Genomic DNA, 10,768 nt, shown 5'->3' on the forward strand with positions numbered 1-10,768 from the left:
ACGCATTTATTTTACAACGATGCTATTTTGCTTCTGCAGCCAGAGTGGCAAATGCAAAGTCTGCCGCTTCTAATGTTGCATCAATTTCTTTGGTGTTGTGTGCGAGTGAGGTAAAACATGCCTCATAGGCTGAAGGAGCAAGGTACACCCCTTTCTCTAGCATTAAGTTAAAGAAGCGTTTGAAGCGTTCAACATCACACTTAGTCACATCGTCATAGCAAGTAACAGTATCTTGATCGATAAAGAAGAAACCAAACATTGCACCCACTTGGTTTACTGCTAGTGGAATACCGTGTTTATCAGCTAAAGCTTTAAAACCTGTAGCTAAGCGCTGAGTGGTTTTTGCTAAGCGCTTTTCATTACCGTCTTCTGTTAATACGGTTAAGCAAGCATGACCTGCCGCCATAGCTACTGGGTTACCAGATAGCGTACCCGCTTGATATACAGGGCCAGTCGGCGCGACAAATTCCATCACATCACGACGCCCACCAAAGGCACCCACAGGCATACCACCACCAATAATTTTACCTAGCGTTGTGATATCAGGTTTGATGTTGTAATAACCTTGTGCACCACCTTGTGAAACACGGAACCCCGTCATGACTTCATCAAGGATCAGTAATGCACCAAATTCATCACAAATATCACGAAGACCTTCAAGGAAACCAGGTACGGGTGGAATACAATTCATGTTGCCAGCAACGGGCTCAACAATAATACAAGCGATCTGATCTGGTTGAGCAATAAATGCTTCACGAACTGAATTTAAGTCGTTATAAGTTGCGGTAAGAGTGTGTTTAGCAAAGTCTGCAGGAACACCCGGAGAGCTTGGTTGACCAAGCGTTAAGGCGCCTGAGCCAGCTTTTACTAATAGGCAATCAGCATGGCCGTGGTAACAGCCTTCAAATTTCAGAATTTTATCACGACCAGTAAAGCCACGCGCTAGACGAATAGCACTCATGGTCGCTTCAGTACCTGAACTTACCATACGAACCATTTCCATTGATGGTACGAGCTCTGATACTAATTCAGCCATGGTAATTTCCATTGCTGTTGGTGCGCCAAAGCTTAAGCCTTGCTGTGCAGCATCAATAACTGCGTCACGAATTGCAGCATGGTTATGCCCTAAGATCATCGGTCCCCATGAACCAACATAATCGATATAAGCATTACCATCGGCATCAAAGATATAAGCGCCATCGGCACGCTCAATAAACAGTGGTGTGCCACCAACCCCCGCAAAAGCACGGACTGGTGAGTTAACACCCCCTGGGATTTTTTGTTGCGCTTTAGCAAATAAATCAGCTGACTTGTTCGTTTTGCTCATGTGAAATCCTATAAAAAAGTAAGGCGGTGATTCAATCCACAGAATTATCTGTCCTAATCAATAATAGGCAAGAGAAGTGTGGGGAGTGAAATTGCCTTATTGTACCTAAAGTAGTGCTGAATATAGAGTCATTTTACTGTTTTAAATGACGTCGAATTCAAAATAAAACCCGTGAATTTTGAGAAACAAGTCACAGTTGCAAAGCTATTTTTCAACATTAGCAGTGTAAATCATAACCACATTGGATTAGGCTATAGTACTGACTCTATCTTCATCCTCTCGCTGTAATGGCGTTATCTTTATATAATACGGCTCTCTAATGACTGAAAAATCGCGCGGTCTTCATATGCCTTTCCACCTGCAACCGAGTGGTTTGGTTAGGCGTTTTTTGACCCAAGATAAAACACCTGTTTCTGTTCTATTTCTTTCGGCCTTAGTCGGAACGCTTGCTGGCTTGGTCGGTACACTATTTGAAATTGGTGTGCGATGGGTGAGTGAACAACGGACAGTTTGGCTGCGTGATGAAATTACCAGTGTATTACCATTGTGGTTAGCTGCATTTCTTGTCAGTGGTATTTTAGCCTTTATTGGTTATTTCCTTGTATGTCGTTTTGCCCCTGAAGCTGGCGGCTCTGGTATTCCTGAAATTGAAGGTGCAATGGATGAAATGCGCCCTGTACGTTGGTGGCGAGTTATTCCCGTTAAGTTCTTTGGTGGCTTAGGGGCATTAGGTTCAGGTATGGTGCTAGGACGTGAAGGCCCGACTGTACAAATGGGCGGTAATATCGGCCGTATGATTTCAGATATTTTCCGTTTAAAAGATAAAGAAGGTCGTCACTCATTACTTGCAGCTGGTGCTGCTGGTGGTTTAGCTGCGGCATTTAATGCGCCAATGGCAGGTATCATGTTTGTGATTGAGGAAATGCGACCTCAATTTCGTTACAGTTTGATTTCAGTTAAATGTGTAATGATTTCAGCCATGATGTCGACAATCGTGTTTCGCTTTATTTCAGGCCAAAACGCGGTTATTACGATGCCGCAATACGATGCTCCGGCGCTAACGTCATTATGGTTATTCTTAGTTCTAGGGTTACTATTTGGTGGCTTTGGGGTGGTTTTTAACCGTTTAATTATTTTCACATTAGATTGGTTTGTCACTATTCACCATAATAATCGCACTCGTTATTTAATTACGGGGGGCTTATTAGGTGGCTGTTTCGGCTTATTATTACTTTATTTCCCAGAGCTTACTGGCGGCGGCGTTTTCCTTATTCCACCGGCGACTAATGGCGACTATAGTTTAAATATGCTACTGCTGTTATTCTTTGCTCGTGTTGTAACAACATTATTATGTTTTGGATCCGGTGCTCCCGGTGGTATTTTTGCACCGATGCTAGCATTAGGTACTTTATTTGGTACGTTTTTTGGCACCGTAGCTCTCGACCTTTATCCTCATTTAGGGATTGCACCAGGTCTATTTGCTATCGCTGGTATGGGGGCGTTATTTGCGGCAACTGTACGTGCGCCTATCACTGGTATTCTATTAGTTATCGAGATGACCAATAATTATCACCTTATTTTGCCATTAGTGGTAACAACGCTAGGTGCGACTATGATGGCTCAAATGCTAGGTGGCCAGCCGATTTACTCCCAATTGCTGCATCGTACGATTAAAAAAGAAAAATTAGGTCACGATTCACCACATGATGCTCCAGTTGAGACGGCTAATACTTGAACACAATAGTCAGGTATTGGATAATCACCATTAATTAATGGAAGTGTTTGAGAGGTTTTGTAATGAGCGATGTTAATTTGCCGCTGACTTTTTCTGATGTGGCTGCGAATAAAGTGAAAACGCTTATCGCTGAAGAAGAAAACCCAGAATTAAAACTACGTGTATATATTACAGGTGGTGGTTGTAGTGGGTTTCAATATGGCTTTACGTTTGATGAAAAAGTCAATGATGGCGATATGACCATTGAAAACAACGGCGTAACATTAGTTGTTGATCCAATGAGCTTACAGTATTTAGTGGGTGGTGTTGTTGATTACACTGAGGGTTTAGAAGGTTCACGTTTCTTTGTTAATAACCCCAATGCCACCACAACATGTGGTTGTGGTGCGTCATTTAGTGTTTAATGCTGTGACTAATTTGTATTATAAAAAAGCCGTCTATTGACGGCTTTTTTGTTTTTCACACTGTTATAACGGTCATAAATTAGCTTTGGGGTAATAAAATGCCATTTTTAGCTAATAAGTGGCTATAATTTTTGACCAGCCCTAATTTATTCCCCGCTTGTTGCTTAAACGCGGTTTGTGTCGAGCCTGAAAGAGAATAGGCCTGAGGTAAATCGACTGTACGTGGATTTTGATGCTGACCATTGACTAAAAATTCATAGTGCAAATGCGGCCCCGTGACTCGTCCTGTTCCACCTAAAGTGCCGATAGTCTGTCCTTGCTTAATACGTTGCCCACTTTTAACCATGCGTTTTGTCATGTGTAAGTACTTGGTAACATAGTTGCCATTATGGCGAATAAAAACATAGTTACCATTAAATTGGTTATAACTTGATTCGGTAACAACACCATCACCTGCCGCCCAAATAGGAGTCCCAACCGGAGCAACATAGTCGGTGCCACGGTGCGCTTTTACCTGTTTGGTCACTGGGTGAAGTCGACGCGGATTAAAGTTAGAGCTGACATACCGAAAGTTGATCGGCGAACGTAGAAAAGCTTTTCGCATCGCTTGACCATCTTTATCGTAATATTTGCCGTTTTGATGGCGAACAGCAGTAAACGTTTGTCCCATATTAGTAAATGTAGCCGCGAGAATGTTACCGTGATCTATTGGGTTACCATCGAGGTAATGTTGCTCAAATAGCACTTCAAATTTATCACCAGTACGAATATCCAGTGCAAAGTCGATATCCCAACCAAACAATGCAGCTATTTCCATGATTTGATTAGCTGTTAACCCGGCTTTATCCGCAGCACTCCAGAAACTAGAGTCTATAGTCGCTTGGGCATAGTTGGTTTGGGTTTCTATCTGTTGTTTCGTTATCGCGGCAGTAAAATCATTGTTATTTGAATTACGTTTGACGACTAAGGTTTCAAGGTTGGTTAATGGTTGGTGTAATTCCATTAATTTACCCGTATCATCAAAACCAAAATTTAAATTATCCCCTGGACGCAATGACGTCAGTTTTTTTGTTTTATTACTGGTTGTGATTATTTTATGTAACAGCCCGCTGCCCAAACCGACGCTATCAAATGCAACGGCTAAACTTTCACCATTTTTGATGGTGTGGGTTTTCCATACTAACGCTGAATGTGGTAACTGTTCAGTCGCAATGGCTGAGGTTTGAGATAAAACTAAAGGATAGTGTTGACCTATTTGATATTTAAATTCAGTGTTTGCAGGGGGCTCTGCATAAATTTCAGGCGCCATAATAAGCGCAATAACCGCACTACTGATTATCCCTATCAGTATTTTATTTATTCTTGGCATACGAGGTAATGAGCTTCCATTCATGATGGTACTAAATAAAAAATAAATAATATTGAGTTTAACGATTTTCAATATAAGGTGCTATTGAAGACCAAATATTCAATATTGTTTTTATAAAATTTGTCGAAGCTGTCAACAATGACTATTTTTACAACACAGTGAAAGTCGGTTTTGATGCTGTTGTAAAACCTATTCTTATCTACTGAGAGCTATTTTTTCTAAATGAGTTCATTTTGGTAAGCTTAATTTTTAGCTTTGATCGTTAGAGTCTCTGTTAAATTCGGTCTATCATCACAAATTAAAATTCTTTTTTCTGACATAGACTAGCCATGGAATCGATTCAACATATTATTACTGAACTCACGCCATTGCTGCAGCAATATGGCTATTATATTTTAGCGCTAGCAATTGCGGTTGAAGGAATGGGGATTCCCGCGCCAGGGCAGTCATTACTGATCGTGGCAAGCTTATTAGCGGCATCAGGAAAAATGTCATTACCAGCGGTATTGATGGTTGGCTGGAGTGCCAGTTTTATTGGTAATAGCATCGGTTATTTTATTGGGCGTCAATTTGGACATGTGGTAACTCGAAAGCAATGGATCAAGCCTAAAACATTAACCAAACTACACGGTTTTATTGATCGTTATGGCATGTTAGGACTGATTATTAGCCGTTTTGTGGAAGGTATTAAGCAATTTATGTGTATTGGCTGTGGTATTGCAGCTATGCCCGCAAAATTGTTTTTTGCTGGTAACTTTCTCGCGGTGACGGTGTGGTTACTTGTATTTGGCATTGCTCCGGCATATTTGCGTGATGAAGTCGCACCTATTTTGGCGTTTTATCATAAATATCAAACTCAATGTTGGATTGTTGCTGCGATTATCGTTATTGCTATTGTCTGGCTGGTTTACCGTCGTTTTCAACGTAGTCGAGTTGTTATTGAAGAATAGTTGTTATCTCAACATCATGATGACTAAACAATAACGCTATGTTTAATAAATGATAAACAAAAGATATAAAAAAACCGTCATGTTACATAATGGCGGTTTTTTATTATCAGTGGTGTCATTACGTTAGGTTAATTACGCAAAGCAAAAGTAGGTAAAGATAGATTCCAACGAATAGCGGCTAAGCGAATTGAGAGGGTGGTAATAATGCCCATAATCGCAGCCATCGATGGTAAGACACCGAGAGATAAACTTAAGGTATGGATTGTTCCGCCGATAATACAAGCAGTGGCATAAACTTCCGTTCTAAAAATCATCGGAACTTCACGACCTAAAACATCTCGAATAACGCCACCGCCACATCCTGTGATCACACCCATAATAACCGCGACTAGTGGTGATGCACCATAACGTAATGATTTCTCAACACCAATAGCAACGAATACCGCAAGGCCGATAGCATCGGCGACAGGTAGAAAATACCATGGCATTTTACGTGGGCGTTGAGAAGCGAGCATGGTAATAATGCAGGTAATAAAAATCACCCATAAATAGTTGGTGTCATGAATCCAAAAAACAGGTGTTGCCCCTAATGCCATATCTCGAATAGTGCCGCCACCAATAGCCGTTACACTTGCAAGCACCACAACGCCAAAGGGGTCCATGCGTAATCGTCCAGCCATAAGTACACCTGATGCAGCAAAAATGGCAGTACCAAACATATCGAGAAAATAAATGAGCATCTCTGTACCTACAAGAATAATGAAGTTGAGTTAAGCGGCAGAGATTGTACGAATAAATTCATCAGGAACAACAGTAATGAAATGCTTTGTGAGATTATTCACAGGGTTTATCGCAATAGTGTGATTAGTGATCGCCTCGCACTTGGTTAAGTAGAGCGCAGACTTGTTTTATTGCAAGTAAAGCTCGCGGTGTTGGTCTATTTAGCCAATTACTATTTAGCTGATAAATATGGTGTTGTTTAACTGCAACCAATTGATGTTGCCATTGTGTCCATAATTGTTGAGCGTCAGCGACGGGTTGAGTACTAAATATGACTTGAGGTTGACGCACGACTACTTGTTCTTGATTGACTTGTGGGTAGGCGGCACGACTATTTGCAAACACATTGTCGCCACCACAAAATTGAAAAATTTGACTTGGCCAGCCACTATCGGCAACGGTCATTAACGGCGTTGAACCTAATTGATAAAAATAGCGTACTTTGGGTTTATTATTATTGGCTCGTTGCAGTCGCTGTAATTGGTGTCTAAATTCAGCTGCAGCTTGTTGTGCTGGCTGTGGAGAATCAGCATATTGCCCCAGTTGTTCTAAAGTTTTGGGAATATCTGTCAATGTTTTGGGGTTGGAATAGAGTATTTTAATTCCCAGCTGTGCTAATCGTGCTAATTCTCGACTAGGGTTTCCTCCTTGCCACGCTAAAATTAAATCAGGCTTTAACGCTAAAATACGTTCCATTTTAAGACCACGGTAATTTGCGACGCGCTCTAATTTTTCAGCTGCGGGAGGATAGTCACTGTAAGCACTGGCTGCTATAAGTTTATTTCCTAATCCTGCTGCGTAAGCCATTTCAGTGGTATGTGGTGATAAGCTAATAATCCGTTGAGTTTGTTGGGCTAACGTTGCCGCAACACTCGGTGTAATGGTACTGATAACCAATATAAGTAGACATAAAAAACGCACTATAAAATTCCACCCCAAAAGTATAACAATAAGCTTTCAATTACGACCCACACATACAGGCGTTGAGTGATGAGTTGTTGTATTTGTGCTATGTGTAGCGCCGCTGGTGTGATTTTGCCACCAAGACGAGGTCGTTCCATTTTACTATTATTGTAAATAGCAGGGCCTCCGAGAGATAAGGCGAGCTTGTAACCTGTAACCACTAATAGCCAACCGGGACCGGGTAAATGCCAGTTTTCACCTTGTTGCCGTAATCCTTGTAACGCTACACGGCTATTGCGGCCCACACTCAATAACAAAGCAAATAATCGTAGTGGTAAAATATCCAGTATTGCTGCAAGACGAATGGCGGGATATCCAAACACTGCATACTGAGTACGTGTCGGTGACCATGCACGTGCAAGAGCAATAGCTAATCGATATAAAATAGCCGCAATACCGCCACCGATCGCATACCAAAATAGCACTCCAACCACATGCCTGCCGTAGCTTAAAATAATCGTTTCAGCGCCAGCTTTGCCTAAACCAAGCAGAGATAATACAGTGGTATTTCGATTAAGATGAGGGGCGAGCAATTGGCGGCATTGATCTTTATCGTTGTGGCTATAAGCATGATTAAATTGATGACTAAGTTGGCTGGTATGTTGCCAATCTAGGGCTAGCCATAATAATGTTAATTGAAATAACGTGGGATACCACACTAATTGGCTGGTCGCGAATAATAACACCACCGCGGTAAGCCACATTAACGCCCAAGCTAGATAACCCGCTAATAATCGCTGAGCGTAATTATCATGAGAATGGTTGACCCGTGCTGCAATTAATAAGGCTAAACGGTGCCAGATACGCAACGGGTGCATAGGATAGGGGATGGGTAATAACCAATGTAATAATAATGCTCCCCACAAAGCCAGTAGGGAGCTATTGGTTGCAAATGAGGCGATAAATGCCGAGGTTGTCATCAGAAGTTATCATCTCATTTAAGGTAGATTAGTTTAGTAATTCAACCATTTTAGCAACCATTACAGAAGAACTCTGTGCTGCAAGTGGCAGGAACTCATCAAAGCTCATTGGTGATTCTTTGTCAGCAACATCAGAAATTGCGCGTACAACCACAAATGGTACTTTAAATTGATGACACGCTTGCGCAATAGCAGCGGCTTCCATTTCAACTGCAACCACCGTTGGGAAATGAGTACGGATAAAATTTTGCTTTTCAGCTGTACATACAAATGCATCACCAGTACAAATCAAACCACGAACAGCGTGTGGTGGTTGTGGTAATGCAGCCAGTGCTTGCTCTGCAACAGACATTAATTTTTCATCAGACAGGAATGCAGCTGGTTGTTGTGCCATTTGACCCATTTCGTAACCAAATGCTGTTACATCGGCGTCGTGGTAACGTACTTCAGTTGAAATAACTACATCACCGACGTTTAAGCTTGATTCAAAACCGCCAGCAGAACCAGTATTGATCACGACATCAGGCTTAAAGGTTTCAAGTAAAACAGCTGTACCTACTGCTGCAGATACTTTACCAATTCCTGATTGTAGTAGAGCAACATTCGCGCCGTTTAGTTTACCTGTATAGATAGTACAACCTGCTTTATTATGTGTTTCGCAGTCGGTAAGTTGATCTTTAAGGATGGCAACTTCTTGTTCCATCGCGCCAATAATGCCGATTTTCATGAATGGTATCTCTTTTTGATGGGGTGCACTTGCCGTGCTGATATGGCTAAGATTGTAGCATGAGCCATAATCATTATTCCAAAACTCTCGTCTAAACACCGTAATCGCGCTAAATACACCGCAGCTGTATACACAACTGCGGCATTAATTACGCGTATTTAGTCGTGTGATTGGTTATAGATTCAAATAATCGAGAATACCATCAGCGGCTTTTCGGCCTTCATCAATAGCGGTGACCACCAAATCAGAACCACGTACCGCGTCACCGCCAGCAAAGATTTTAGGGTTTGAGGTTTGAAAAGCAAACTCAGTGTTAGCGGCTTTAATTCGGCCCCATTGATCGAGCTCGACATCATAAGGCGAGAGCCAAGGCATGGCGTGTGGTTGAAAACCAAATGCCATAATCACCGCATCAGCCGCTAAGACATGTTCACTGTCGGCAATGGGTTCAGGGCGTCGACGACCCGCAGCATCAGCGTCACCTAAGGCAGTTTTGACGACTTTAACGCCAACCACGTTACCTGAACTATTGACCTCAATGCCTAATGGTTGCAGGTTAAACATAAAGTTAACCCCTTCCTCTCGTGCATTTTTCACTTCACGTTTGGAGCCTGGCATATTGGCTTCGTCACGGCGGTAAGCGCAGATAACGTTATTAGCGCCTTGGCGAATTGAGGTACGGACACAATCCATTGCGGTATCACCACCACCAAGAACGACAACTCGCTTGCCTTGCATATCAATAAAAGGCTGTGATTGGTTAAGTTCCATTACTCTATAAGTATTAGATACTAAGAATGGCAGTGCGTCGTAAACACCATTAGCATCTTCATTTTCAAGCCCAGCACGCATATTTTTATAGGTACCGACCCCTAAGAAAACCGCATCATAATCAGCGAGTAGGGTGTCAATGCTGATATCTTTACCGACTTCAGTATTAAGTTGGAAATCAACCCCCATTTCAGTAAAGACACGACGGCGATTGACCATAATATCTTTTTCTAATTTGAACGAAGGAATACCAAACGTCAGTAAGCCGCCAATTTCAGGGTAGCGATCAAATACCACCGGTTTTACGCCGTTACGTACTAGAACATCAGCACATGATAGTCCTGCTGGACCGGCACCAATGATGGCGACTTTTTTATCTGTTAGTTCAACGCCTGACATATCGGGTTTCCACCCCATTTCAAACGCCTTATCTGTAATGTATTTTTCAACATTGCCAATAGTGACCGCACCAAAATCGTCATTAAGGGTACATGCCCCTTCACATAATCGATCTTGAGGACAAACGCGCCCGCAGACTTCTGGCAGAGTATTAGTTTGGTGAGATAACTCGACCGCTTCAATAATTCGGCCTTCATTGGCAAGCTTTAACCATTGTGGAATGTAATTATGTACGGGGCATTTCCACTCACAATAAGGGTTACCACAATCAAGGCAACGGTCTGCTTGTGCCCCTGCTTGCTGCTCGGTAAAGGGTTCATAAATTTCGACAAACTCGATTTTTCGAATTTGAATTGCTTTTTTAGGTGGGTCGATACGCTCGACATCAATAAATTGGTAAACATTCTGGCTCATTTGGTTTCC

The 10,768-nt window shown here is 42.1% G+C and carries 10 protein-coding genes; 3 read left to right on the top strand and 7 right to left on the bottom strand.

The features are described 5' to 3' along the window. Positions 1-22: 22 nt before the first annotated feature. Positions 23-1,327, bottom strand: coding sequence for a glutamate-1-semialdehyde 2,1-aminomutase (hemL, locus tag VXS03_RS10370; protein ID WP_327763637.1), 1,305 nt, complete (start codon positions 1,325-1,327; stop codon positions 23-25). A 346-nt stretch (positions 1,328-1,673) separates the two neighbouring features. Here hemL and clcA point away from each other — a divergent pair, with 346 nt between their 5' ends. Together clcA and erpA are read left to right on the top strand one after the other, a co-directional pair. Next, positions 1,674-3,062 carry a H(+)/Cl(-) exchange transporter ClcA gene (gene clcA / locus VXS03_RS10375; protein ID WP_442957443.1) on the top strand — a complete coding sequence of 463 codons (1,389 nt, stop codon included), beginning with the start codon at positions 1,674-1,676 and terminating at the stop codon, positions 3,060-3,062. Positions 3,063-3,124: 62 nt separating this feature from the next. After that, positions 3,125-3,466: an iron-sulfur cluster insertion protein ErpA gene (erpA, locus tag VXS03_RS10380; RefSeq protein ID WP_045036017.1), complete on the top strand. Its 342-nt coding sequence runs from the start codon at positions 3,125-3,127 to the stop codon at positions 3,464-3,466. 79 nt (positions 3,467-3,545) lie between these two features. Here the strand turns inward: erpA and VXS03_RS10385 are convergent, their stop codons facing one another. Further along, positions 3,546-4,859, bottom strand: coding sequence for a peptidoglycan DD-metalloendopeptidase family protein (locus VXS03_RS10385; RefSeq protein ID WP_327763640.1), 1,314 nt, complete (start codon positions 4,857-4,859; stop codon positions 3,546-3,548). A 305-nt stretch (positions 4,860-5,164) separates the two neighbouring features. Between VXS03_RS10385 and VXS03_RS10390 the strand changes: the two genes are divergently transcribed. After that, positions 5,165-5,785, top strand: coding sequence for a DedA family protein (locus tag VXS03_RS10390; protein WP_327763641.1), 621 nt, complete (start codon positions 5,165-5,167; stop codon positions 5,783-5,785). Positions 5,786-5,913: 128 nt separating this feature from the next. Here the strand turns inward: VXS03_RS10390 and VXS03_RS10395 are convergent, their stop codons facing one another. The 5 genes from VXS03_RS10395 to VXS03_RS10415 form a co-directional block, all read right to left on the bottom strand. Continuing rightward, positions 5,914-6,525 (bottom strand): trimeric intracellular cation channel family protein, encoded by a 612-nt coding sequence (locus VXS03_RS10395; RefSeq protein WP_327763643.1) that lies wholly within the window; start codon positions 6,523-6,525, stop codon positions 5,914-5,916. Between the two features lie 124 nt (positions 6,526-6,649). After that, the gene (gene btuF / locus VXS03_RS10400; RefSeq protein ID WP_327763644.1) at positions 6,650-7,486 is read right to left on the bottom strand and encodes a vitamin B12 ABC transporter substrate-binding protein BtuF; all 837 of its coding nucleotides are present in this window, start codon (positions 7,484-7,486) and stop codon (positions 6,650-6,652) included. Continuing rightward, complete coding sequence (locus VXS03_RS10405) at positions 7,486-8,448, bottom strand: cobalamin biosynthesis family protein (protein WP_327763645.1); 963 nt, start codon at positions 8,446-8,448, stop codon at positions 7,486-7,488. The genes btuF and VXS03_RS10405 overlap by 1 nt, the downstream gene beginning before the upstream one ends. A gap of 28 nt (positions 8,449-8,476) precedes the next feature. Continuing rightward, positions 8,477-9,175 carry a 5'-methylthioadenosine/S-adenosylhomocysteine nucleosidase gene (gene mtnN / locus VXS03_RS10410; RefSeq protein WP_327763646.1) on the bottom strand — a complete coding sequence of 233 codons (699 nt, stop codon included), beginning with the start codon at positions 9,173-9,175 and terminating at the stop codon, positions 8,477-8,479. 174 nt (positions 9,176-9,349) lie between these two features. Continuing rightward, a complete protein-coding gene (locus VXS03_RS10415) occupies positions 9,350-10,759 on the bottom strand; it encodes an FAD-dependent oxidoreductase (protein ID WP_327763647.1) in 1,410 nt (469 codons plus the stop codon). Positions 10,760-10,768: the final 9 nt, after the last annotated feature.

The sequence above is a fragment of the Photobacterium sp. S4TG1 genome (genome assembly GCF_036040035.1).
Classification (GTDB): domain Bacteria; phylum Pseudomonadota; class Gammaproteobacteria; order Enterobacterales; family Vibrionaceae; genus Photobacterium.

What these genes read in the sequence shown, in the direction of transcription:
- hemL (WP_327763637.1), bottom strand. Translation starts at nt 1,327, where the DNA reads ATGAGCAAAACGAACAAGTCAGCTGATTTATTTGCTAAAGCGCAACAA.
- clcA (WP_442957443.1), top strand. Translation starts at nt 1,674, where the DNA reads ATGCCTTTCCACCTGCAACCGAGTGGTTTGGTTAGGCGTTTTTTGACC.
- erpA (WP_045036017.1), top strand. Translation starts at nt 3,125, where the DNA reads ATGAGCGATGTTAATTTGCCGCTGACTTTTTCTGATGTGGCTGCGAAT.
- VXS03_RS10385 (WP_327763640.1), bottom strand. Translation starts at nt 4,859, where the DNA reads ATGAATGGAAGCTCATTACCTCGTATGCCAAGAATAAATAAAATACTG.
- VXS03_RS10390 (WP_327763641.1), top strand. Translation starts at nt 5,165, where the DNA reads ATGGAATCGATTCAACATATTATTACTGAACTCACGCCATTGCTGCAG.
- VXS03_RS10395 (WP_327763643.1), bottom strand. Translation starts at nt 6,525, where the DNA reads ATGCTCATTTATTTTCTCGATATGTTTGGTACTGCCATTTTTGCTGCA.
- VXS03_RS10405 (WP_327763645.1), bottom strand. Translation starts at nt 8,448, where the DNA reads ATGACAACCTCGGCATTTATCGCCTCATTTGCAACCAATAGCTCCCTA.
- mtnN (WP_327763646.1), bottom strand. Translation starts at nt 9,175, where the DNA reads ATGAAAATCGGCATTATTGGCGCGATGGAACAAGAAGTTGCCATCCTT.
- VXS03_RS10415 (WP_327763647.1), bottom strand. Translation starts at nt 10,759, where the DNA reads ATGAGCCAGAATGTTTACCAATTTATTGATGTCGAGCGTATCGACCCA.